Here is a 25340-nt window from a genome sequence, read left to right on the forward strand (position 1 = left end):
TAATATGAGACGACTTCCTGTATATCTGCTTTTGGACACCTCAGCCTCAATGAAAGGTGAGCCTATCGAAGCCTTAATAAAGGGAATCGATACTATGATAAGGGCTCTGCGACAAAATCCGCAGGCAATAGAAAGCGTATACATAAGTATCATCACATTTAGTAATACAGCACAAGTACTAATTCCATTAACCGATCTAGGATCATTTCAGATGACCGAACTGAAAGCTACGGGACAAACCGCACTTGGTGCTGCCCTTAGATTGGTTACAGATAGAATAAATTCGGAAATCAAAAGAAATACGATGGAAGAAAAAGGTGACTGGAAACCCATTGTATTTATTATGACCGATGGTGTTCCAATTGATGACTGGAAGAAGGGTGTTGACTATTTTGCAACCTGTAAAACAGCATACACAGTTGCTTGTGCGGCAGGAAGTCATGCTGACACTTCGGTCTTGAAGCAGATAACACCGCATGTTATCAGCCTCGAAAAGGCAGATGAAGATAGCATCTCTCGCTTCTTTTTATGGATGTCATCTTCTATCGGAACAACTTCGGTAAAGGTCGAAAACAGTGGAGATACTCTCGGACTATCTAGTCTGGATGAATTACCTCCGCCTCCACCCAATATAAATATTCTTTGAGCTATCAGTTCTTTCTCTTGCTTTGGTAACTATAAAAGCCAGAATTAACTATCTCAAAAAACTATTCTATTAAATAGTTAAAATTACTTGAAACAAACATAAAACCTAAATAGCATGAGAAGATTACCCGTTTACTTAGTTTTAGATACATCAGGATCGATGCATGGAGAGCCTATTGAAGCTCTAAAAAACGGTGTACAGGTTCTTATATCAACCTTACGTCAAGACCCATACGCATTAGAGACTGCATACTTGAGCATCATCACTTTTGATTCTTCGGTAAGACAGGTTGTCCCTTTAACCGAGTTATCGATGTTTCAGATGCCAGACCTCAAAGCAAATGGAACAACTGCTCTTGGAGAAGCTTTGAGCGTATTGACAAAAACGGTAGATAGTGAGGTTCAAAAAACAACAGTTAAAGACAAAGGAGATTGGAAACCATTGATTTTTTTAATGACAGATGGTGCTCCTACAGATGATTGGCAAAAAGGATTGAACGAATTCAAAAAACACAAATACGGTATGGTTATCGCCTGTGCAGCAGGACAAAATGCCAATACCTCTATATTAAAACAGATTACAGAAACAGTAGTACAATTGGATAATGCCGATAGCGGAACCATTAAAGCATTCTTCAAATGGGTATCAGCATCCATAAGTCTTGGAAGCCAGAAAATTGAATCAGGTGGACAAGAAATTTCGGGTTTGAGCGAGCTTCCGCCACCTCCACCCGAAGTAAATATTGTATTATAAAGATGAGATTACTTCTTATTTGTTTCTCTTGCTTTTTTATGACGTTCAGCTGTACAAATATGAATTATAAATCAAAAGAGAATCGGCAAGTTAAAACCTGGGAACGTATAGAAGCCTGGCTTGAAGCAAATGCTCCCGAAATGATACATACATTACAAAGAGGAGCTGGCGATGCTGATATCAAAAAACTGGAGTCCGTTATAAATATAAAATTACCAAGTGATTTCATTAATTTTTATAAAGTACATAATGGACAAATACCTGCTTCTAAAGCTTTAATTAACGGAGATCAATTACTCTCTATTGAAGAAATATTAACCAAGTGGAAAATCCATAAAGAAATTCTCGAAAGAGAAGGTCAGTTCTGGGATGAAACCTCTTCACAAGGAGAAAAGGAGACCGTAAAAGATATGTGGTGGAACCCTTTATGGATACCTATTACAGATGATGGTTGGGGTGATGGTTTCTATATGGATTTAGATCCGGCTGAAACTGGAAGTTACGGTCAGATTATCCGATTTTATCACGATGATCCCCAAAGGATAGTAGTTGCTAACTCCTTTACTGAATGGGTAGAAAAGTATGTGAATGATCTGGAAAAGGATAAATACATTTATGACAAGGACTTTCATGGAATTATTAAAAAAGATTTCTAAATTTTAAATAAATATGAGAAGATTACCAGTATATTTATTATTAGATACATCGGGATCGATGAAAGGCGAGCCCATCGAGTCCGTAAAAGTAGGATTAGAATCTATGGTTTCGAGCCTTAGACAAGATCCGTTTGCTCTCGAATCGGTTTTCATTAGTATTATTACTTTCGATAGAGAAGTAAAACAAATACTACCTCTTACCGAACTCGAAAACCTGCAATTACCCGAAATAGTGACTCCCGAATCGGGACCAACTCATTTAGGTGAAGCTTTAGAGGTATTATGTAAAAAAGTCGACTTGGAAGTAAAACTAAGTACTTCTGACGAAAAAGGAGACTGGATGCCTTTACTGTTCATTATGACCGACGGAAAACCATCTGATTTACAAAAATATAATCAGATGATACCAGAAGTTAAGAAACGCAATTTTGCCAGTATCATAGCATGTGCCGCAGGCGTCAAAGCAGATACAAAGCCATTACTAGCTCTTACTAATCAGGTATATTCTTTGGATACTACTGACAGCTCAACATTCCGTCAGTTCTTCAAATGGGTATCAGCATCAGTAAGCGTAGGGAACAGAAGTGTAGGTACAAGCAATGATATTGCACTACCTCCTCCCCCTCCCGAAATTCACACAGTTATATAAGAAAAATGTCTAACAACTCACATAATCGGCATAGCATTCGATTAGAAGGATACGACTACTCCTCATCGGGAATGTACTTTATTACAATATGTATACAGAATAAGCTATGTTTGTTTGGAGAGGTAATAGATAATGAAATGATATTAAATGATTCAGGCAATATGGTAATGCAAATATATAACGAGTTACCAAATAAATTTGCAGATATTCAATGTCACGAAATCATCATAATGCCCAATCATCTCCATTTTATAGTAGAAAACGTAGGGGCAGACCTATGTGTCTGCCCGATGGATACCAATAATGATTTGGGCGAACACATAGGTTCGCCCCTACACCGCATTATTCAGTGGTTTAAAACCATTACTACAAATCATTATATCAATGGGGTGAAAAAGCTAGGATGGAAACCATTTTATAAAAAGATCTGGCAACGTAATTATTACGAACACATTATAAGAAACGGAAAATCGTACAATAACATCACCAACTATATAGCAACCAATCCTACAAATTGGCAATCAGACGATTATTATATAAATCAAACACACCTATGAGACGACTACCTATATACTTTTTAATTGATGTTTCCGAGTCGATGATTGGGGAACCGCTTCAACATGTACAATCGGGAATGGAAGCCATCATAAAAGAACTTCGTACCGACCCTTATGCACTAGAAACTGTTTGTATCTCCATTATAGCTTTTGCGGGTAAAGCTAAAAAGTTAAATTCGATGGAGGAATTATATAACTTCTATCCTCCCAAATTACCTATTGGCGGAGGTACTTCTCTAGGTAATGCAATGAACTTCCTTATGAATGACATTGACGCTTCTGTAAAGAGAACAACATTGGAAGCAAAAGGAGACTGGAAGCCCATTGTATTTCTATTTACTGATGGAGCCCCAACAGATTTAACTGATGCAGCTTTTAGCAGATGGGGCGAAAAGTATCGCAAAGGAGCAAATATGATTGCTATTTCTATTGGCGATAATATGGATACAAGCGTATTGACCCAAATAACAGATAATGTACTTAAACTGAAAGATACTGACGAGGTATCATTTAAGGCTTTCTTTAAATGGGTAACCGCTTCTATCAAAACAACAAGCATGAGCATTAGCGACTTAAATAGCGATGACTTGAAGCTAGCTCCTTTCTCTGAGGATATACTCAGCAAAATAGAGATGGAAATGAGCGCACCAATAAAAGTGGATGAAAATTTCGCGGTCATTCTAGGCAAATGCCAAACAACTTCTCAACCCTATCTCTTGAAATACCAAAAACGAATAGGATCTAATGATTTCTCTCATTTCACAAGAGTGGGAGGTCATAAGTTCAAATTTGTAGGAGCCTACCCTATTGACAATTCGTACTTCGATATGGTAGACGGATATGCTAACGGCAACTTAAGCGGAAGCAAAATAAATACAGATGAACTTGTAGGATTTCCCACCTGTCCTTGCTGCAGTAACCAGATAGCTATTGGTCTTTGCATGTGCGGTAGCATTATGTGTGTAGGAGATGAGCCTATGAGCCATTGCCCTTGGTGTGGTATTCAAGTATCCTTTAAAGGCTCAAACGGAGGTATGGATATAGGACGTACACGAGGATAAGAAATCCTCAACATGATTCCACTGGAAAATGTGGTAAATTTTTATACAATATGGATTTTGAAAAGATCATAGCTTATCTAAATATTCAGCCCGAAAATAAAGAGAAACTCGCTGAGTTTTTTGAAAGGGAAGATATCAGAGAATTTCTTTTACAAAAATGGAAAGAACATCTAAAAGCATGCTGTTTACCAGTAGAAGAAGATATTATTAATAATGAAAACTGTATTTCAGACAACCCTGATAATGATATAAATATGGCGATGATACCCAACATTCCCGAAGATGAGGAAACTAAAGCTCGTCAAACGGTAAATAATCAATACACAGATTCGAAAGATAATGATCTTGACCGAAAGTTGAAAAGTAAGCATATACAACTACAAAACGGGAAAGTGAATCAGCCTTACCAATGTTTATTCGACATTACCGTTTTCGACATTGCAGATATTGGCGATTTTGAATTGGTAGGATTAGAAGAAATAGGATTGAAATTTAATCCTTTAACCGATCTTATCGAGGGAATACCCAATAAGGCAGGAGATCATCGCATTATACTAAAATGCAAACGCAGTGAATGGGCTGAAGGTGATCCTACTTTCGAGCGTCCAATCACACTTATTATCAATCCCGACCCCCGTTCATTATGGAATAATATCCCCACTCCAACCAGTATCGAATATTACAAACCTGACTCAGATTGTAAATACGTAAAGGTAGAAAAGACAAAAGGAATTTTTGGCTTAGGTAAGAAGGAGCAGAAAGATATTGTTGCAGCAAGCCAACGAGGACGATCGCATGCTCACGAAGGCACACCTCGCGATGATGATTTCAGCATTACACATCAAGACGAAGAAGGATGGTATATAATGACTGTTGCAGATGGTGCAGGTTCTGCTAAATATTCGCGACAAGGTTCGCTTATTGCATGCCAAACGGTATCGGATATATGCAATACCCAATTCAGCAAATACAATAAAGAAGTTGACGAGCTGGTCAGGGATTTTGAAAAAGACAGCTCCGATATTAAGCGAAAAAAACTAGGGGATGCTCTATATAACATTATAGGTTCAGCTGTTTTCAAAGCATACAAGAATATAGAAAAAGAGGCTCAAGATAAAGAGAATCAATTAAAGGATTATGCGACCACTTTACTTGTGACTGTTTCTAAAAAATTCAAATTCGGATGGTTCGTTGCTGCTTTTTGGGTGGGTGATGGAGGCATTGGTATCTACAATAAAGAAACTCAATACCTGAAAATTATGGGAGAACCCGATGGAGGCGAATTTGCAGGTCAAACCCGTTTTCTTACCATGCCCGAAATAATGCAACCGACTGAAATATATAAACGTCTCCGCTTCGAAATTGTAGAAGATTTCACAGCACTGATACTTATGTCGGATGGTATTACAGATCCCAAATTTGAGACGGATGCCAACTTAAACCGAATAGAAAAGTGGAATAAGCTTTGGGAAGATATTACCTCGTCCGTTGATCTGACTGACGACAACGAAAATTCGGCAGAGCAATTATTACAATGGTTAGACTTCTGGTCACAAGGTAATCATGATGACAGAACGATAGCAATACTTTACTGATAATGAGCGATAAAATCATAACAATAAAAGCAACTGACGGTTCTACCGTTCAGTTTGTTGATAAAATAATAGGTTCGGGAGGAATGAAAGATGTTTATTTCAGTCCCGACAAATCGTATGTAGTTGGTTTTTTCAGAGACAAGCAAGACTTTAACGCTAAAGATCGATTACAGAATATAACAGGCATCTATCGCGAACGTATTTTTCAACAAGAAGGAGGAGATTATTGGCAGGATTTATACTGCTGGCCTACAAAGATAGTTGAACATAACGGCAAACTAGGCTTGGTATGTCCTACCTATCAACCTTGTTTCTTTTTTAAATATGGCTCCGTAAACAATGACTTCTTAGGAATAAAAGGTCGCGAGAAAGAAGGTAAATGGTTCGCTTCGGCAAAAAATCAAAATAGATTCTTAGCTCCCGAAGAAAGAGGCGATTGGTTTAAATACCTGCAAATTTGTATCCGTATCGGTAGAGCCGTTAAGCGTATGCACTCAGCAGGATTGGCTCATTCAGATCTTTCATATAAGAACGTATTAGTAGACCCTACATCAGGTAGAGCTGCCATTATTGATATCGACGGACTTGTAGTTCCGGGAAAATTTCCACCCGATGTATTGGGTACACCCGATTTCATTGCTCCTGAAGTTATAGCAACTAAGCATCTTAAAATAGATGACCCTAATCGTAAACTGCCAAGCATCACCACAGACAGACATGCACTTGCAGTAATGGTCTACATGTATTTGTTGTACCGTCACCCTTTACGAGGTGGAAAGGTACACGATTTAGATTCGGGCAAAGATGAAGAGTTGTCGATGGGCGAAAAGGCTTTATTTATTGAGCATCCGACAGATGATTCTAACAGAGTTAAATCTGCTCAATTACAAGCAAGCCAACTGCCACAAGCCGACCCCACCAAAATACCTTACACGGTATGTGGTCCTTATCTGAAAGAATTATTCGACAGAGCCTTTATAGATGGGCTACACAATCCTCAGGCACGCCCCACAGCCAACGAATGGGAGGATGCTTTACTTAAGACTGTTGACCTCTTACAACCTTGCCAAAACTCTAAATGCTGGCACAAATGGTTCGTATTCGACAACAGCCGAAAGCCTAAATGCCCATTTTGCGGAACTGATTATAAAGGACAACTACCAGTCCTCAACCTATATTCATCACGCCACGAAGGGACATTCACTCCAGATAATTACCGCTTAATGGTTTATAATAACCAATACCTCTACATGTGGCATGTTAATAGAAATATTTGGCCAAATGAAAAATTGACAGACGATCAAAAAAAGCCCGTAGCTTACTTTGTTTTTCATCAAAACAAATGGTTACTGATAAACCAACGGTTAAACGATCTCGAAGACAAGACCGAAGGCAAAAAGATAGCTATTGGAGAAGCCGTAGAGTTAACCGACAATAAACAAATACTCCTTTCGAAAGAGAACGGAGGGCGATTAATTGTCGTACAAATGGTAAACAACTAATGAAAATAAAAAATATATCATTCGACCTTTGGATGACCCTGATCAGATCTCATCCCGAGTTTAAACTCAAACGTGCTGAACTGATTGCCGATACTTTTAATATAAAACATATCTCACCTAAAGAGATAGATTCATTTATACGTTCAGTTGATAATGTTTTTGACCGCTACAATATGATCAGTGGCAAAAAGCTATCTGCCAATAAGATGTATCGTGAGCTTTTACAAAGGTTGGTTCCCCAGAACGATGCAGTTACTTCGGAGGTAGCAATTAAGCTCCGTGAACAAGCTGATACTCTGTTTTTAGAATATCGCCCGGTATTTATGAATGACAGCATTCCTCAAATCCTCTCTCAATTGAGAGAGGAAGGGTATATATTAAACCTGTCAAGCAATACAGGATTCATCGAAGGTGAAACACTCCGAACGACATTAGCTGATCTTGGTATTATTGAATACTTTGATTTTCTGATTTTCTCGGACGAAATAGATGCGTCTAAGCCTTCATCTCATTTTTTCCAACATGTGTACAATCACATAAACGCTGCAAAGAATGAAGTTCTGCACATAGGAGACAATCCTAAAGCCGATTATCAGGGTGCAAAAAACTTCGGCTTTAATGCCTTATTAATTACAGATCCTAATTATACGATTAATGACATCAGAACAAAGTTATAAGGGCAACATTACCCATTTCAGCGGATTTCTTATAGACAATGAAGATGAATTCGGATTCTCACCCGACGACTATTCAAAATTCAAACATGGAGCAATCAATATTGCTAAAGAATTTGGTTACTTATTAGCTGATAAATTTATCGAAAAATGCTTCAAGAATCATTACGATGGTAAGCAGATTGTAGTCCTGCCAAGTGCATATTCGTACATTCCGACAGCCTCTTTCTTTATGAAAGTCTTCTTTGTGGAAAAACTAAATCTGTTCCTATATAAAAACGGATACCCCATCGTTCAGGAAACTAAAATAAACCGGACTGTTACCTATCGTGAAGATTATGGCGAAATGTCGGCAGAAGATCGCTACAACTTAATCAGTGGAGACAGTTTTCATGTAGATAAAGAATATATCAAAGATAAGCAACTGTTATTTCTTGATGATATAAAAATAACCGGCACACATGAACGCATTATCCTTAAAATGCTGAATGATTCGCAGATATCCAACGATTGTTATATGCTATATTTTGCAGAATTAATTAATTCTAATATTTCTCCTAAATTCGAGAACTATTTAAACAACTATTTTGTTAAAGATCTGGAGAAAGTTGATTGGATCATTAAAAATGAAAAATTCATATTCAATACTCGAGTTGTTAAATATATATTGAATGCCGATCCGGACAAATTCAAACTATTCATCAACAAGCAAACTATTGATTTCAAGAAAGATGTATTATATCAGGCAATAGGAAATGAATATTTTAAATTTGAAAACTACCTGGACAACATCAATATGTTAATCAAATTAATTTAAACACCTAATTAATTAGATCTTAGAAAAAAAATTGGCTCTTAATTTTAACAGAAATTAATTTAATTAAAAACGGATTAATCTCTGCTCTTTGTTCATTTATGCCAATTTTATTTTTAATTTTGCAGCAAGTAGGCAGATTCAAATTATAACTTATAATAAAAAAACAAAAATGGCAAGTAGAACGTCCTATAATTATCAGAAGGAGTTATTAGTTAAACTGAAGGAAACATTAGAGGTATTTAGAGAAGATATGTCAAATGTTGCCAGAAATTATAAAAATTCAGTACAGAATCTTCACGACAAAGAAGGTTTGATGGATGAAACATACGATGAATACTACATCAACTATTTGAATCCTACGGTTGAAATACTAAACAGTATTCTTGAGCGAATTGATACTGAAGATGTAGCATTTATAGAAAAAGAAATCAACTTCTTATCTAGCAGATAATATAATTAAGGTCTCAGACCTGTTTAATGTCTTAGCCAGTACGCAGAGCTATAGTCTGTTACAACCCGAAAGTATATTATTAATACTTTCATTTACTTTAATTATTATGGACGAGTCCAAATTGTGTGATAATATCAGGAATAGCTTAAAAGCAAAGGGAATAAACATATCGGAAAAAGATGTGCATAATCTCTATATTGCCACTATGTCAAGTATATATTCTATACTTGATGAGGGAAAGACTGTTGATATTTCTGATTTCGGCTCATTTTGGAGAAAAAAGACGGAACCAGCATCTGTAACGTTCTTTAAACCGATAGAAAGGCTTCTTGAGCGTATAAATACAAAAAGGAAATGAATAAGCAGACAGATCAATCGGAATTAAGTCGAATTATTGCACAGCAAACGCTTTTAGATGAGCGTGTTGTCGAGGCATTTATTGGTCAGCTATTCACCGAGATAGAAAAATCTATTATTGTCGATTCTCATATAAAAGTGGATGGACTGGGGCTGTTCAGGGTAATAAAAAGTGGTGACTCGCACCGTATTTTATATCTCGGAAACAACACCCCAATAGATAAATCGGTCGACTTATCTCATATAAACAGAGAGCCTATAAATGTAGGCTCTAATGAGGAGAATATAAACAAGGAAATACAATCGTACACGTTGAGTGAGGAGGGTATAACGGTTAATGAACAAGAGGATAAAAGCCTTAACAACAATGATGTGAACCCACAAGATGCTGCTGATGCTATTGTTATTCGGAATTTTCTTGACTCCGAGAAAAACGGGAATAGCCGCATTGTAAGCACACCACCCACTCATCATCGAAAACTGAACTTGGTTAAGACTTGCATCATCACTTTAATCGTTTTAGCACTATTAGGAATTGGGTATATGGTTCTTCTGGGATCTTCTGTTAAGCCTAAAGAAAAAACATCTAAAACTATAACTTTTAAAGAATTAGACAATGCAGATTCAATTAACTACAGCAGAATAATAATACCCGAATCGGATGTCTCGCTACAATATATCGCAAAAACTTATTATGGCAACGATATTTATTGGCCATATATATATGAAGCAAATAAAAATATAGTAAATAATCAATTCATAATACAGGCCGGCTCCATAACAAAGGTGCCTAAAATTGCAGTAGATCTGGTAGATATGAACAATGGCAATGAGGCATCTATAGCCCAAGCCTTAGGTGATGAAATTTATAAGACTACTCGATAATCGGGTAATTTATATCCACTCATAATTCAAAGTAAGGTATGAGACCTTATTATTACTTCGGTAAGTATAACAACTATAAATTGTTATAATCACAAAATGCATCTATAAATATTTTACATTACTTATTTTATAAGCAAAGATGGGAAAATCTGGCAAATCAAGAAAAAAGAAGAGAAGAAATTCGAGTACAAGACACCTATTTATTTTATTTATAGTTTTGTGTGTTCTCGCAGGAGGTTATTATTATTTAAAGATATACTCCCGAGAGGAAGTAGCAGTAAATCCCACACTCGACAAAACAGCTCAGTATAGTATATTAGAAAATAATGACTCTACTCAATATTTAGCTGTGATTATATACCAAGACAACGTTAGTATAAACACCATTGCATCGACATTTTACAAAAACGAGATGTTCTGGCCCTATATCTACATTGAAAATAAAGCAGTAATAAGAAACCCCTTAAATATGGGAAGAGACGTCATTCTAAAAATACCACGTCTTTCCGATGACTTAATCAATGTAAATGATACTGCCAGCGTTAGAATAGCCAAAGATCTTGCTGACAGTATACTTAATGATGTTACAGATCCAATCTAAGACACTCGTCGACGCTTAGTAGTTGTTGATCTCCTGAGTGCATATTTTTAAGAGTTACCTTTTGGTTTCTCATTTCATCCTCTCCTACAATAATAACATAAGGGATTTTATTAGAATCGGCATATGACATTTGCTTCTTCATTTTTGCAGCTTCAGGATAAATTTCAGCTGCAATACCGTTTTGCCTGAACTTCGCGATGATAGGTAGTATATAATCTTCTTCAGCACTCCCGAAATTCACAAACAGTACTTTAGTACTTGTTGTTGAATCCTCCGGATAGAGTTCCAATTGATTTAAAACATCAAAAATTCTATCCGCACCAAATGAAATACCAACTCCCGAAACATCAGGTAATCCAAAGATACCTGTAAGATTGTCATAGCGTCCACCTCCAGTGATACTGCCTATTTGAACATCTAAAGCTTTCACTTCGATAATAGCGCCTGTATAATAATTCAGACCTCTGGCCAAAGTCAAATCCAACTCTACTTCAGCACCTACATTGAGCAGTTTGATTTTATTCAGGATAAATTCAATCTCTTCAACACCCTTCAGTCCTATCTCCGAAGCTGAAAGACTCTTCTTTAAAGTCTCCAGTTTAGAGGTATTATCACCTTCTAAGAGAATGATTGGTTGCAGCTTCTCGATTGCCTCCGAAGATATTCCTTTGGATTGCAATTCTTCATTTACTTTTTCCAATCCTATCTTATCAAGCTTATCAATAGCAACTGTTATATCAACAATTTTTTCAGGTTCACCGATTATCTCGGCAATTCCCGATAATATCTTACGGTTATTTATCTTGATGCAAACCCTTATATTGAGACGCTTGAAAACCTCCTCAATTATTTGAATCAGCTCAACTTCGTTTATTAAAGAATCAGACCCCACCACATCGGCATCGCATTGGAAAAACTCACGGTAACGTCCTTTTTGAGGACGATCGGCACGCCATACAGGTTGTATCTGATAACGCTTGAAAGGGAATGTTATCTCATTGCGGTGCATTACCACGTAGCGGGCAAAAGGAACTGTAAGATCGTACCGTAAGCCTTTTTCCGATATTTTAGTCGTCAAACGATTCGAATTTTTCGCGAGTAATTCATCCTCTGATATACCCGACAAATAATCGCCTGAATTTAGAATCTTAAACAATAACTTATCTCCCTCTTCACCATACTTGCCCATCAGAGTCGAAAGGCTTTCCATAGCAGGAGTCTCTATTTGTTTATAGCCAAACAATTTATAGACTTCTCTTATTGTATCGAAAATATAGTTTCTTTTTGCCATCTCCTCAGGCGAGAAGTCTCTTGTTCCTTTAACTATAGAAGGTTTTTGCATCAGTTTTTATATAAGTATAATAATTAATTGTTTCTTTTTATGTGTATGTGCAAAGGTATATAAAAAGATACAACCGAAGAATAGTTTTAAAGCTGCCATTGCAGTAAAAATACACATTCGCCCACTCTTTTAGATAAGAGTAAATTGCAAAATAGACAAAGGTGACAATTCAGGTTACAAAAGGAGCATTAAGTGTATACCTTTTTGTGTATTCTGTGCACTTTTGTCACTTCCCATAAAACACAGTAAATCAAATCATAAAAAAGACAAGGGAGACAAAAAGGTAACAAAAGTAACAAAAGTGACACCTCTATTTAATTGTCTCTTTTTACATGCAATTGTTATTGGCAAACTCTTATTGGCACTGGTTTTCTTTTTAGCCATAATGCTTTATTTTATAGATAAAACAATCAACTAAATTCTATATTTTATAAGGATTGTATGTGATCGGATTCGTATACATTGAATCCTGCTTTTGGAGATTGAGCAACAGTATACATCGCCTGTGCTACCTTTTCGGCCTGTATCGGTTTGTATTTTTTAAGCTTTCCCAGTAAACAGAAAGAAAATATTTTCATTACCACTTCTCCTATCTTCTCCTGAGGTCGCACCACTTTACGTGGTCCCAAAAGAGAAGCCGGACGAAATATAGATGTACTTGATATATTCAGTTTTTTTATGGCCTCTTCACACTCCCCCTTTGTTTTCAGATAGAAAACAGACGAATTGGCATTTGCTCCTATCGAAGTCACCATTAAATATTGTTTTACTCCATTTTCTTTTGCCATCGCGGCAAATTTAAGGGGATAATAATAATCAACCTGTTTAAAAGCCTCACGAGTCTTGGCTTGTTTAATGGTAGTACCCAAACAACAGAACAAATCATCACCCTGAACCAAATCTGCATACTTATCTAATCGGTCGAAATCAATAATATGTTCAATTAACTTGGGATGCTTTCGAGCTATTTCTTTGCGAACAAAAATAACAACAGAGCTATACTCTTCACTATTTAATAAAATATCAAGTAAGAAACTTCCGACTAAGCCGGAAGCTCCTAACAATATGGCTGTTTTATTATTCTTGGTCATACTTTAAATTATACAAAATTTATTGAAACCTTATACGCCTAATAGTTTTACGGCATCCACATACTGAGATATCCCCGAAGCCACACGTTTTGCCTCACGCATTGCCAATACTACCGTTTGAGGAGTATGTACAACATCACCACCTGCAAAAACACCTCTACGCGATGTCATACCATAAGGGTGCTCTTTGGTTGTAATATAGCCACGCTCATCAACATCGATACCCAAAGAAGTAGATACTATTCTATTAGCAGGTTTTGAACCTACAGCCAAAAATATTCTATCTACAGGCAAAACAATCTCACCGTCAGCAGTATCCACCTTTAAGCCTGATAATATGCTATTACCTTTGATCTCTTTTCCTACAAATTCTTTAGTGGCAGCTTCCAGTAAAAATTGAACACCTTCCGCTTTTGCTTCCAGATATTCCGATCTCAAGGCAGGCATATCCTCTTCTTTCTTTCGATATACAATAGTAACACTTTCTGCCCCCATACGCAAGGCGGTACGAGCAGCATCCATGGCTACATTTCCGGCTCCGATGATAGCCACTTTATCTCCCACCCTCAAGGGAACCTCTGCCCTGTCAATATCTCCGCTTGCAAATAAACTTACCATACGCAAGAAATAGGCCGACTGAGAAACTCCGAATAAATTACCACCTTCGATATTCAGCGATTGAGGTACAGAAGTACCCGAACCGATAAAGACTGCATCAAATCCCTCCTCTTCGAACATCGCATCTACGGTGATACTCTCACCCACAATACAGTTGTTACGGAAAGTAACACCCAAAGTCTCTATTTTCTTAACCTCACGGCGTGTTATATCATTTGGCAATCGATATTCGGGAATACCATACAACAAGACTCCTCCGGGTTCTTTTTGTCCTTCAAAAACCACAACATTAAAACCATCACGAGCCAAATCACCTGCTACGGTAAGACCCGCAGGACCTGAACCGATAACAGCGACTTTACCTCTGGTCTTAGCTTTCAGACGTTCTTTCGATAATCCCATTTCGCTGTCAAAGTCAGCAATGAAACGTTCCAGTTTTCCAACCCGGACAGGATTACCTTTTTTATTGAGAATACAGTGACCTTCGCATTGTTTTTCATGTGGACATACCCTACCACAAATGGCGGGCAGATTACTTTTTTCATTAATCAATTCCATTGCACCACCGATATTTCCTTTCGATAATTGATTTATCCACTCAGGAATCTTATGTTCAATGGGGCAACCTTGTACACATAATGGGTTCTTGCAATTTAAACATCGCTTAGCCTCATCAATGGCTTCCTTCAAAGTATAACCGGCATGTAGCTCAGCTAATCCTATAATTTGCTCTCTATCTGTATCGCTATTCACTTTTATTAATTATGATTGTTCCAAGTAGCAAATATAGGCATTCTTTGTTATTCCGAGTAATCAATAATACATATATATCATATATATATTCTATGAGAAAATAAATAGCAAGTAATACCCTACGGTAAGTGAGTTATGTACAAAAATATTTTTTCCCTTTCTTTCACAAATGAAGCTTAATATGTTCAATTTAGTGACGAAAGAAATATTCGGAATAGGGTACCCCTCAAGCTATATTTGTTTCTTATATTTGCGTTCGTTTTTTAATTATTGATAAATGTCTTCTCAAAATACTTCACTTAAAAGAGACCTAGGCCTTGTTGCTGCAATTACTATTGTCGTAGGAAATATGATTGGCTCGGGAGTCTTCGGACTCCCTTCAGCTCTGGCAAAAGTAGCTACACCGCCCATTATTATATTAGCATGGGTTATAGTTGCTATTGGTGCTACAATTATCGCCCTAAGCTATGGCAATCTGAGCCGGTCTATCCCTAAAGCTGGAGGTCCGGTTGTATACACCGAAGCGGCATTGGGTAAATTCTGGGGATATATAGTAAGTCTAGTTTGGTGGGTTGGTTCGGCAGTGGGCAACGCTGCGATTGTAGATCTCAGCTTCACACAACTAGCCCAATTGATTCCGGCTATTGATTTTCCTTTTTATAAACTGGTCACCACTTTATCTATATTGTGGCTATTCACTTATATCAATATATGTGGGGTGAAATTTGCAGGATGGATTAGTATCGTTACTACCATTCTGAAAGCGAGTGTGTTTATTTTAGTTATTATATTGGCTATACCTCACTTGAATTTTGATCTTTTTAGAAGTAATTCATCACCTTTGTCTCTACAAGGAGAAACAGATATTTTCACTATGTTTTCGGCTGCAATCGCTTTGATATTTTGGGCTTTTACAGGTCTCGAAAGTTCTACAATGGCAGGGGGAGAAATAAAGAATCCGGAGCGAAATATTCAGCGGAGTGTTGTCTGGGGATTGGCTATTGTAGGAATTATTTATATTCTGATTAATATTTCACTTTTTGCTCTCATACCTCAAGATCGGTTAGCAGAGTCCAGTTCTCCATTTGCCGATGCTATTAATTTGGCTTTAAATACAAATATAGGTGGAGATATCGTTAATGTGGCTATTTTAGTATCAGTGGCTGGAGCTTTATCAGGGTGGATTCTTACCACAGGCAGAAGCATATACGCAGCAAGTAAGGATAAATTTTTCATTGCATCTTTTGCTAAAATTCATCCGAAATATGCTACACCATATGTGGCATTGATTGCTTCGAGTTTAATAACTTCAATATTCTTCTTTTTGAACTTCTACTCGGACATAAGTGGTAATACTCAAGGTCTTTCCCATTTTGTGAATATAACTACGGTAGCTGCTTTTATTAATCTGCCTACTTATCTGGTAACTGTTATCTCGGAATATGTATTGATAAGGAAGGGGAAAATGCAATCGTCAAAAGCTAATCATGTAAGACTCTTTCTTGCTTTTGCCTTTTCAATAATATTTCTTTATTTCGGGTTTATAGGTTCTATCGTGCCTGTTATTTATTGGATTATATCCATTGGACTATTGCTTGTCGGATTATTCTGTTATCCGATATTTAGGAAATCCCATCTGGAGGACTAAAACAAATCAACGTATTTAATATTAATGTTTAAGTTAGAGGCTAGGTGTACTGACAAAGTAAACCTCGTGTTCCTCTTGTATCTTTTATTTATCATGAAAAAGTTCTTTTTATTTATTTTTTTATTCGGTTTTATATGTGTTTCAGCACAAGAAAAGTATACTATATTGATGACGGGAGCGTCGTTTGCCTCCTATCAGAATGGTTGGTTTGAGATTGGTTGCAAAGAATTACATGCAAGGGCTCTAAACAAAGCTGTAGGTGCTGAGGCAATTGCCGATGGTGCAAATAGGATGGTTAAGGGTACATTATATTCTAAACAGGAATTAGAGGATGCCGATGCGTTTGTGATAATGCATGTGCACAATATGGATGTATTTGAAGATTCGGAGTTGAAGGAAAATTATAGAGATTACAAGGTTCCTTTCGATCGGTCTAATTATGCTGCCGCTTATGATTACGTTATTAAAAAGTACATATCAGATTGTTATAATCTGAAATTTGATAAGGATTCAAAATATTACAATACCCAGTCCGGAAAACCGGTTATTATAGTTCTGTCCACTCATTGGCATGATGCACGTCCTATTTATAATGAGTCAGTTCGTTTATTAGCCCAAAAATGGGGCTTTCCGGTGATTGAGTTTGATAGGTATATCGGATTCTCCAAGAATACACCTCACCCCGTAACAAAGCAACAGATGAGTACTTTGTATGCTGATGATAATACAGAAACCATAGATGGGGTTGTATATGGCTGGCATCAACTGAGAGGAGAGGATAAATTTATACAGCAACATATGGCTGCTATATTTGTGGATACAATGAAAAAAGTATTGCCAATCAAATAAAAAATATAGTTTCTTGTAATACGAGATTTAAAAGCATAGGCACTTTAAGCTTATGCTTTTTTAATTGATTTTGGGGTACTGATGAATGGTAATATAGAATAAAGCTCTTTCTATTTTTATTATCTTTGTGCTAATATGATTTTAGAACGTATATCGATATTAGGTTATAAGAATATAGAGCAGGCAGAGTTGACTTTCTCTCCAAAATTAAATTGTTTCATCGGAAATAATGGGATGGGAAAGACTAACTTGCTGGATGCTGTATATTATCTTTCGTTCTGTAAGAGTCATAATAATCAGGTTGATTCCCAGAATATCAAGCACGATGCAGATTTTGCTTTGATTCAAGGATATTACCTGTTGGGTGGAGCTGCCGAAGAAGAGTTTTTTTGTAGTTTACGCAGACGGCAGAAGAAGCAATTTAAGCGTAACAAGAAAGAATACGAAAAACTATCCGATCATATCGGCTGTTTGCCTTTAGTTATGGTTTCTCCTTCCGACTCGGATCTCATAACAGGAGGTAGCGAAGAGCGCCGTAAATTTATGGATGTTGTGCTGTCTCAGTTCGACAAAGACTACCTGCATGCCCTTATTCGCTATAATAAAGCTTTGCAGCAACGTAATGCATTATTGAAATCGGATATGCAGGCTGATGATTCGCTTTACGAGCTATGGGAAGAACAGCTAGCTTATGAAGGTCATATTATATATGCTAAGCGAAAAGCATTTATAGAGCAATTTATACCCACGTTTCAGTATTACTATAACTTCATTTGTCAGTCGAATGAGACTGTTGAGTTGAAATACGAATCGCAATTAGAAGACGAGAATCAGGTTGCTTTATTGAAACAAAAACGCGAAAGAGATAAAATATTAGGTTATACAACTGCCGGAATCCATCGTGATGATTTAGATATGCGAATGGATGATTATTCTATAAAGAAAGTTGGTTCGCAAGGACAAAATAAAACGTATGTAGTAGCCATGAAATTGGCTCAGTTTGATTTCTTGAAAAAGGCAGGATCAACTACGCCTATCTTATTACTGGATGATATTTTTGATAAATTGGACTCAACACGAGTGGAACAAATTGTAAAACTGGTATCGGAAGATAATTTTGGACAGATTTTTATCACAGATACAAATAGAGATCATTTGGATGAGATTCTTAAAGATCTTAATAGTGATTATAGTTTGTATCAGGTAGAAGGTGGAGGAATCAATCAATTAAAATAAGTATGAGAAAGCGAAATACCGAAAGCTTGGGCGAAGTTCTAAAACAGTTTTTTGAGGAAAATGAATTCTTCAAACGTAAACTGGCAGAAAGTCGTGTGATAAGTGGTTGGGGGAAAACTCTTGGTCCGGTTATTGCATCATACACTACGAATGTATATTTAAGAAACAATATATTATATGTAAACCTGACATCATCGGTTCTACGTTCGGAACTAATAATGTGTAAGGATAAATTAATAGCAAATCTGAATACACACGCCGGATTGAACGTTGTAAAAGACATTATATTCAGATAAGTTCAATAGTAAATTAAAAAATGGAAGTTAAAGAAGAGGTATCGAAAGATATATTTAGAAGCACATTACCCATACAGATTCGTTTTAACGACATAGATGCATTAGGCCATATTAATAACAATATATACTTTAGTTACTTTGATCTGGGAAAGATTGATTATTTGGAGAATCTGCGAACGTCATATGTAAGTTGGACAGACGGTATAATAGTAATAGCGCGAATAGAGGTCGATTTTATAGCTCCCGTATTTTATAAAGAAAAAGTAGCAGTGGATACTAAGGTAACCAAAATAGGAAATAAAAGCGTGGTTTTTCTACAACAAGTAAGGAATATACTAACGGGCGAAATAAAATGCCGCTGTAATTCGGTTGTTGTAGCCTATAACCCTAAAACAAATCAGGCAATGGCAGTTCCCGAAATATGGAGACACGGAATGTCAGAGTTTGAAGGACTAAAATTCTAGAAATATCAAACAAGAAATTGCCTACTCCTCCGGAAATTAAATATTGATTAATACACAATTTAATTCAAAGACTATGGCTACAATATTAAAATCAGATCAAAGGGAATTTAAAGAAGAGCCGAATAAAATTGACAATTTCAAGGTGTTCACCGATGCCTCCAGAATTAGAAACGGAATAAACCCTAAAAATTTAAATTTCGATTTACGACAATTAAATCCCGGTCAATATTCTGCGCCCTATCATTTCCACAGATTTGCAGAAGAGTTATTTATGATAATTTCGGGCTCTGCAACCTTAAGAAGCCCAAAAGGACTCGAAGTTGTTAATGGCGGAGATTTGATTTTTTTTGAGATGGGCGAAACTGGAGCACATCAACTATACAATCATACATCGGAGGTTTGCACTTATTTGGATATAAGAACTTTTATCGGACATGACATCTGTGAATATCCGGACTCGAATAAATTATTTATAGCTCCAACATACGAGATATTTAATAAAGATTCTAAAGTAAATTATTTTGAAGGAGAAGAGAATATTCGGGATAAATGGAAACAAATCGAAAATGAAGAAGGATAATCCCTGTCTTAGAAATCAAACAATCTCTAATGTAAATGCAACAAACATTCGAAGATGAAAATAAATATAAATCGCCCGACTTTATTAAGTCGGGCGATTTGTTGTCATATAGTGTATATACTTAAATGTATTGTTTAAGATCTTTTACCCATGCAGCAATACGAGCATCAGTTTGATCGAATTCATTATCTTCGTCCAAAGCCAAGCCTACAAAATTTCCGTCAACAACAGCTTCCGAATCATCGTAAGTATAACCTTCTGTTGATACTGCTCCTACAATTTCTGCATTGTCTTTAATAGCTTCGTAAATAACGGCCATACCGTTTGCAAATGTATCAGAATAAGAAGAACTGTCTCCTAATCCGAATAATGCTACTTTTTTTCCTGTAAAGTCAAGTGTTTTGAATTTAGGAAGGAAAGAGTCCCAATCATCTTGAAGATCACCATAACCAGTAGTTGATGCTCCTAAAATTAGAAAATCAAAAGGTTTCAATTGGTCAACAGTTACTCTGGCTACGTCGAAGACTTGAGTTTCCGCATTTCCTAATACTTTTTCAATTTTAGATGCTACACCTTCGGTTGCACCGGTTGAAGTTCCATAAACGATCGCTATTTTGCTCATAATTTAGTATTTTTTTTCTTTTCTATATTAATTTATAGTCAAGTTATAATTTAATGTGATTTTAAGTAATAACATTCAAATCTAGATAATGTTTGTGTGTATTTCCTAATTTTTTTATTTTACAGAAAACAAAGAAGGCAAATCCGTTGATTTGCCTTCTTTATATACTTGATTTTAAATACTAATCGATAGAGTTTAGATTGGTATCAATAGTTTCTATTTTCTGAGCAATAAGTTCCAATTCGTTCTTCAAATCCTGAATTTTGTGCTCCATATCTTTCAACAGACCACCGGCTCCTTTAGATATAGAAAGGAATCCCATGTTGTTTTCGTAAGTCTGCAAATCAGATTTCACTTTGTTGAATTGGTGCATCAACTTGTCTCTTTCTCTGAACAATCTGCCTTTAGGTCTTTCGGATTTAGCAATATCATCCACATTCGATTTGAACGATTGCAGTCTGCGCTCCGATTTATCCATTTTCAAACGATCAAATTGAACATCAAGCGCAGCTTGGTACTCTTTATAGATTTTGTCTTTTTCTTTGAAAGGAACAAAACCTATCTGATGCCACTCATCCATAAGCTCACGTAAAGTGCCCATAGGGTCAGCAAGATCTGTTTGTTCAGATAAAGCATTTACTTTTTCTATAATTTCTTTCTTCTTGGCAAGGTTGGCAACTTCTTCTTCTTTTTGAGAAGAGGTATTGCTGTTCTTTTGCTCAAAGAAATAATCGCAAGCTGTGACAAATTGTTTCCAGATAGCATCCGAATATTTACGAGGTACTGCTCCTATTGTTTTCCATTCTTTTTGGATTGCAATAAGTTCGTCAGTTGTTTTTCTCCAGTCGGTGCTGTCTTTCAATGCCTCAGCCTTTTCGCAAAGGGCTCTCTTCTTGTTAAGGTTTTCTTCCATATCATCTTTTTGATGCTTGAAGAATTCTGCTTTTTTCTCGAAGAAAGTATCACATAAAGCACGGTATTGCTCAAATATCTGGCTGTTTACTTTTTTAGGGACAAATCCTATTGTTTTCCATTTCGCTTGAAGTGCAATAATCTCATGGCTTTTTTCATCCCAATCCTTAAAATTTTTAAGTTGAGAATAGTCAATTGCCTTTAAAGTCTCACATATAGCAGTTTTTTCAGTCAGATTATTTTCTTCCTGACCTTTTAAGTCTTCGAAATGGCTTTGATGTTTTTTGTTGATTTCGGTCGATGCAGCTTTGAAACGTTCCCAGATTTCATCTCTGAATTCTTTAGCCACAGGCCCTATTTCTCTCCATTGGTGATGGAAATTCTGTAATTGGTGGAATGCCGAAACTACATCCGGTTCTTCTTGAAGTTTTTCAACGACTTCACAGATGCCCGTTTTTATTTCCAGATTCTTTTTAAAGTCATAATCTCTGAATTCATTGTTTATCTTTATCAGATCATAGAATTTCTCAGAATGGAGTTGGTAGGCCTTCCATATTTCGTTGACCTTTGCAGCGGGAATAAGTTTGATCTCGTTCCACTTTTGCTGAAGGTCTTTAAATTCTTTGTATAGCTTATTAAAATCGTCTGTGCTTTCTGTAAGATTCTTAATAGCTTCGATGATTCTCTCTTTCTTTTGAAGATTTTCTTCTTTTACTTTTTCCTCATCTGCCAAAGCTTTCGCTCTTTTCTCTTTTATGGTATTAAGAAGTGTTTTAAATTCTTCTTCAAGCGGATCGCCCGGAAGAACGAATGAATCAACATCACCTCCATCGGCTATAAATTGCTCTTTCAGGATTTCATTCTCTGCAGATTTTAATTTATAGAACGATTGTTTCAAATTATCAACATCGGCACGCGTTGGTACTTCTGCTTTAACTGATAATTCTTGTAAGTTTTTTATAATCTCCTCTTTTGTAAAAGTCTTCGACTCTGACACTTGAGGCTCAGTAGCTATTTCTGCTTGCTCTTGTTTATTCTCTGTTTCTTCGTTTAGAGACAATGCAGGATCAATATTCTCATTCATAATAGGGGGTAATTAGGTTCGGTAATCCACTTCTTAATTTTCTTATAACACAAATTAATAAAATATTTTCCGTATTAAGGCTATTTCTCAACTTTATTTTGTTCATATTGTTAGATTAGTTAGGATATTAGCTATGTTACAGCTTAAAATTTCGAGATTATTTTAGAAATCATTTATAGATATAATATCGGTTAAAATTTTACCTTTGTTATGTATAAATATAAAACGAAACCAGATGAATGAATATGTAATTAATTATAATGATTCGAAAAGTCAAAAGACTTTGTTTTTTATTATCGGGGGCTATGCAATTCTTTTAGGATTATATCAATCGGTGGTACAAGCGTTGAATAGTACCTTTACTTTCGACTTTTTTGCGTCCTTGATTCTTGTAGTATTAGGGGCTATTCTGATCTTGAATGCAACAGTATGGGCTGCTCGTCCTATATTTGTTATGAATTCGGATAGTATTTATGTAAAGATGCCTAATCAGAAATCGGTATATAAGGCAGAATGGATTAGTGTAAGAGAAATTGCATTGGGGGTCAGTTATCTCAAAATGTCTGAAACCGATGGCAAACAATACACTGTAGATATCAGCGGTTTAAAGTATGATGATTTAAAGAAAGTAAAAAGCCAGATCATTGAAATTTGTGAATCAAAAAGTATTCCTTACAAAAATGATTAATATTTTTTCTCCTGATTTATGGAATTTTGAAGTTATTGTACTCTATTAATACGAACGAGCTTTCTCGAGCACACTAACTAATTATTTTTTAAGCATGGGGTAGAGTGTTTCTTATTAAGACAACTACCCCGAAGCTACTAACTCTATTTGAGTTTTATTATTATAGATATTAAGTTTCTTCTTGCAAAGGAGAAACTTTTTTTGTGCTTATAAATGAAAATAGAGCTTCATCCTGAAAACTTTCTTTTTCAATTGACATAAACAATCTTAAATATTCAATGTTATATTTTCTATTAAAGAGTATTAAAGAATACATTTGATTTGAACAGATAAGTATATCTTCGTTGTTCAAAAAAAAAGACGGGTTATATGGGTATCAAAAGTAAGTACTGGGCAATAAACGTAAGTAAAGGATTGAAATATATGATCCTTTCTGTGAATGTATTATTCTTTCTACTACTTTTTCTTTCAACATTAGCTCCTCTAACCTCTCCTTTCGAATTTGTATTTATCTCTTATCTGGGATTGGGTTTCCCTATTCTGTTATTTATAAATATTTGCTTTCTTATCCTCTGGATTGTTTTTCTTCGTTGGAAATATGCTGTCATCCAGTTTGTGGCACTCGTTTTTTGTTGGAGTGCAATCAGTACTTATATACCACTGAATTCTCCTACTAAGACTATTCCTGATAAGACTTTTAAGGTAATGTCTTATAATGTCAGGGGATTTGATTGGCTAACAGGCGATGAAGCTCGCAGTAATCCTATATTTTCGTATATAGCCAATAGTGGTGCTGATATTATTTGTATGCAGGAATTTGCAGTGGAGGAGAAAAAAAGTAAAGATAATACAGATAAGATAATCTCTTTGGAAGAATTGGATACAATAATGGTTGAATATCCCTATCGGTCGATAATAAGATTAGGAGATACGATAAATTCTTGTATGTATGGACTCGCATGCTATTCTAAATACCCTATTGAGAAAGTGGCTAGAGTACCTATTGAAAGTGCCTTTAACGGATCGGGAATGTATGAAATCAAGATAGGCAAAAAGTCGGTAACAATAGTGAATAACCACTTAGAGTCGAATAGACTTACTTATGAAGATAAGATTCTGTTTAAAGAGTTGGTTATTGACCGAAACAGGAATAAATTGGATGCCGTGACTCAAACCATTCGCAGCCACTTGGATCCTGCTTTTAAAGCAAGAGCTGTGCAAGCGAATATAATTGCGGACTGTATTAAATTGCAACGAGACAAGACTGATGCCATGATTGTATGCGGAGATTTTAATGAACCCCCTATATCGTATGCGTACGAAACGATAAAGGGGAGTTTCTTAGATTCTTTTAAATACACCGGTCGTGGTATGGGAATAACCTATCACGAAGACGGATTCTATTTCAGGATAGACTATATCATGCACAGCCTCAATTTACAATCTTATAACTGTACGGTAGGCGATGTCAAGTATTCGGATCACTATCCTATTTGGGCATGGCTTAAGTTTAAGTAGTTTCTCTAGTTATAATAGATGGTTATATGGTGAACTCTTTATTATTAAAGTTGCATTATATTTTCGCTTAAACTCTCTTTGTTTTATTTGTATTTCGGTACTAGCCATTGGCGTTCTAAATGAAATAATAAAACAATATTTTGTTTGTTGCTGAGCTGATTGGCTTAATCGTGGAATTGTAGCTTCTATTTGTCTTAAGGCATGATTGATGTCATGCCCTTTAAGCTCTATGAAATATTCTATACTCAACTCATTATCAACCAACAGATAGTCACATTTATGGTTGTTCTGATCTGTTATTTGGCAACCATCTACTTGTACTTTATTTATCTCTTTTTTCGTTTTATTCTCAAAAGTTATTTTACTTCTTTTTTCTTCGCAAACAATTAGAGAGTGTGTAACTATTGCAGAACATTCACATTTTAGTTCTTCCAT

28 protein-coding genes are annotated in these 25340 nt (G+C 36.0%); 22 read left to right on the plus strand and 6 right to left on the minus strand.

Annotated features, from left to right (window positions below):
- The first annotated feature begins 4 nt into the window (after window positions 1–4).
- The 14 genes from CLV62_RS15780 (at window position 5) to CLV62_RS15845 (ending at window position 11204) form a co-directional block, all read left to right on the plus strand.
- The gene (locus tag CLV62_RS15780) at window positions 5–646 is read left to right on the plus strand and encodes a vWA domain-containing protein (RefSeq protein WP_110311741.1); all 642 of its coding nucleotides are present in this window, start codon (window positions 5–7) and stop codon (window positions 644–646) included.
- 114 nt (window positions 647–760) lie between these two features.
- The gene (locus tag CLV62_RS15785; protein WP_110311742.1) at window positions 761–1399 is read left to right on the plus strand and encodes a vWA domain-containing protein; all 639 of its coding nucleotides are present in this window, start codon (window positions 761–763) and stop codon (window positions 1397–1399) included.
- Window positions 1400–1458: 59 nt separating this feature from the next.
- A complete protein-coding gene (locus CLV62_RS15790) occupies window positions 1459–2055 on the plus strand; it encodes an SMI1/KNR4 family protein (protein WP_170120075.1) in 597 nt (198 codons plus the stop codon).
- Between the two features lie 13 nt (window positions 2056–2068).
- Window positions 2069–2704, plus strand: a complete 636-nt coding sequence (locus tag CLV62_RS15795) for a vWA domain-containing protein (protein ID WP_050708890.1) — start codon at window positions 2069–2071, stop codon at window positions 2702–2704.
- A 5-nt stretch (window positions 2705–2709) separates the two neighbouring features.
- The gene (locus CLV62_RS15800; RefSeq protein ID WP_110311744.1) at window positions 2710–3261 is read left to right on the plus strand and encodes a transposase; all 552 of its coding nucleotides are present in this window, start codon (window positions 2710–2712) and stop codon (window positions 3259–3261) included.
- Window positions 3258–4322, plus strand: coding sequence for a TerY-C metal binding domain-containing protein (locus CLV62_RS15805; RefSeq protein ID WP_110311745.1), 1065 nt, complete (start codon window positions 3258–3260; stop codon window positions 4320–4322). The genes CLV62_RS15800 and CLV62_RS15805 overlap by 4 nt, the downstream gene beginning before the upstream one ends.
- Window positions 4323–4372: 50 nt before the next feature.
- A complete protein-coding gene (locus CLV62_RS15810) occupies window positions 4373–5917 on the plus strand; it encodes a PP2C family serine/threonine-protein phosphatase (RefSeq protein ID WP_110311746.1) in 1545 nt (514 codons plus the stop codon).
- 2 nt (window positions 5918–5919) lie between these two features.
- A complete protein-coding gene (locus tag CLV62_RS15815; protein WP_110311747.1) occupies window positions 5920–7419 on the plus strand; it encodes a helix-hairpin-helix domain-containing protein in 1500 nt (499 codons plus the stop codon).
- Window positions 7419–8096, plus strand: coding sequence for an HAD family hydrolase (locus CLV62_RS15820; protein WP_110311748.1), 678 nt, complete (start codon window positions 7419–7421; stop codon window positions 8094–8096). The genes CLV62_RS15815 and CLV62_RS15820 overlap by 1 nt, the downstream gene beginning before the upstream one ends.
- Window positions 8074–8910, plus strand: coding sequence for a phosphoribosyltransferase family protein (locus CLV62_RS15825; RefSeq protein WP_110311749.1), 837 nt, complete (start codon window positions 8074–8076; stop codon window positions 8908–8910). Before CLV62_RS15820 ends, CLV62_RS15825 begins: the two co-directional genes overlap by 23 nt.
- 169 nt (window positions 8911–9079) lie before the next feature.
- Window positions 9080–9361 (plus strand): hypothetical protein, encoded by a 282-nt coding sequence (locus tag CLV62_RS15830; RefSeq protein WP_050708896.1) that lies wholly within the window; start codon window positions 9080–9082, stop codon window positions 9359–9361.
- 106 nt (window positions 9362–9467) lie between these two features.
- Window positions 9468–9719 carry an HU family DNA-binding protein gene (locus CLV62_RS15835; protein ID WP_110311751.1) on the plus strand — a complete coding sequence of 84 codons (252 nt, stop codon included), beginning with the start codon at window positions 9468–9470 and terminating at the stop codon, window positions 9717–9719.
- A complete protein-coding gene (locus CLV62_RS15840) occupies window positions 9716–10603 on the plus strand; it encodes a hypothetical protein (RefSeq protein WP_110311752.1) in 888 nt (295 codons plus the stop codon). Before CLV62_RS15835 ends, CLV62_RS15840 begins: the two co-directional genes overlap by 4 nt.
- Window positions 10604–10742: 139 nt before the next feature.
- Complete coding sequence (locus tag CLV62_RS15845; protein ID WP_110311753.1) at window positions 10743–11204, plus strand: hypothetical protein; 462 nt, start codon at window positions 10743–10745, stop codon at window positions 11202–11204.
- Here the strand turns inward: CLV62_RS15845 and hisS are convergent.
- From hisS to CLV62_RS15860, 3 genes are all read right to left on the minus strand, one after another.
- Window positions 11188–12546 (minus strand): histidine--tRNA ligase, encoded by a 1359-nt coding sequence (hisS, locus tag CLV62_RS15850; RefSeq protein ID WP_110311754.1) that lies wholly within the window; start codon window positions 12544–12546, stop codon window positions 11188–11190. The genes CLV62_RS15845 and hisS overlap by 17 nt on opposite strands.
- A gap of 428 nt (window positions 12547–12974) precedes the next feature.
- On the minus strand, window positions 12975–13637 hold the full coding sequence (locus tag CLV62_RS15855; protein WP_110311755.1) for an oxidoreductase: 663 nt from the start codon (window positions 13635–13637) through the stop codon (window positions 12975–12977).
- A 30-nt stretch (window positions 13638–13667) separates the two neighbouring features.
- Window positions 13668–15008: an NAD(P)-dependent oxidoreductase gene (locus tag CLV62_RS15860; RefSeq protein WP_245904105.1), complete on the minus strand. Its 1341-nt coding sequence runs from the start codon at window positions 15006–15008 to the stop codon at window positions 13668–13670.
- Window positions 15009–15285: 277 nt separating this feature from the next.
- Between CLV62_RS15860 and CLV62_RS15865 the strand changes: the two genes are divergently transcribed.
- The 6 genes from CLV62_RS15865 (at window position 15286) to CLV62_RS15890 (ending at window position 20081) form a co-directional block, all read left to right on the plus strand.
- Window positions 15286–16656, plus strand: a complete 1371-nt coding sequence (locus CLV62_RS15865) for an APC family permease (RefSeq protein ID WP_110311756.1) — start codon at window positions 15286–15288, stop codon at window positions 16654–16656.
- Between the two features lie 93 nt (window positions 16657–16749).
- On the plus strand, window positions 16750–17505 hold the full coding sequence (locus CLV62_RS15870; RefSeq protein ID WP_110311757.1) for a DUF5040 domain-containing protein: 756 nt from the start codon (window positions 16750–16752) through the stop codon (window positions 17503–17505).
- A 135-nt stretch (window positions 17506–17640) separates the two neighbouring features.
- Window positions 17641–18741: a DNA replication/repair protein RecF gene (gene recF, locus CLV62_RS15875; protein WP_110311758.1), complete on the plus strand. Its 1101-nt coding sequence runs from the start codon at window positions 17641–17643 to the stop codon at window positions 18739–18741.
- Window positions 18742–18743: 2 nt separating this feature from the next.
- Window positions 18744–19037: a DUF721 domain-containing protein gene (locus tag CLV62_RS15880; protein ID WP_050710619.1), complete on the plus strand. Its 294-nt coding sequence runs from the start codon at window positions 18744–18746 to the stop codon at window positions 19035–19037.
- A 20-nt stretch (window positions 19038–19057) separates the two neighbouring features.
- Window positions 19058–19501, plus strand: coding sequence for an acyl-CoA thioesterase (locus CLV62_RS15885; RefSeq protein ID WP_110311759.1), 444 nt, complete (start codon window positions 19058–19060; stop codon window positions 19499–19501).
- Between the two features lie 73 nt (window positions 19502–19574).
- Window positions 19575–20081 (plus strand): cupin domain-containing protein, encoded by a 507-nt coding sequence (locus tag CLV62_RS15890; protein ID WP_110311760.1) that lies wholly within the window; start codon window positions 19575–19577, stop codon window positions 20079–20081.
- A gap of 121 nt (window positions 20082–20202) precedes the next feature.
- Here the strand turns inward: CLV62_RS15890 and CLV62_RS15895 are convergent, their stop codons facing one another.
- Window positions 20203–20703: a flavodoxin gene (locus CLV62_RS15895; RefSeq protein ID WP_110311761.1), complete on the minus strand. Its 501-nt coding sequence runs from the start codon at window positions 20701–20703 to the stop codon at window positions 20203–20205.
- A 181-nt stretch (window positions 20704–20884) separates the two neighbouring features.
- Window positions 20885–22699 (minus strand): DUF349 domain-containing protein, encoded by a 1815-nt coding sequence (locus CLV62_RS15900; RefSeq protein ID WP_110311762.1) that lies wholly within the window; start codon window positions 22697–22699, stop codon window positions 20885–20887.
- A gap of 235 nt (window positions 22700–22934) precedes the next feature.
- On the opposite strand from CLV62_RS15900, the gene CLV62_RS15905 reads away from it, so the two are divergent.
- On the plus strand, window positions 22935–23387 hold the full coding sequence (locus tag CLV62_RS15905; protein WP_110311763.1) for a hypothetical protein: 453 nt from the start codon (window positions 22935–22937) through the stop codon (window positions 23385–23387).
- A 369-nt stretch (window positions 23388–23756) separates the two neighbouring features.
- Complete coding sequence (locus CLV62_RS15910) at window positions 23757–24905, plus strand: endonuclease/exonuclease/phosphatase family protein (RefSeq protein WP_110311764.1); 1149 nt, start codon at window positions 23757–23759, stop codon at window positions 24903–24905.
- 9 nt (window positions 24906–24914) lie between these two features.
- Here CLV62_RS15910 and CLV62_RS15915 read toward each other — a convergent pair whose 3' ends face one another.
- Window positions 24915–25340: a hypothetical protein gene (locus CLV62_RS15915; protein WP_110311765.1), complete on the minus strand. Its 426-nt coding sequence runs from the start codon at window positions 25338–25340 to the stop codon at window positions 24915–24917.

Origin of the sequence: Indolivaga alginatilytica (assembly GCF_003201355.1) — a bacterium.
Lineage (GTDB): Bacteria > Bacteroidota > Bacteroidia > Bacteroidales > Dysgonomonadaceae > Dysgonomonas_A > Dysgonomonas_A alginatilytica.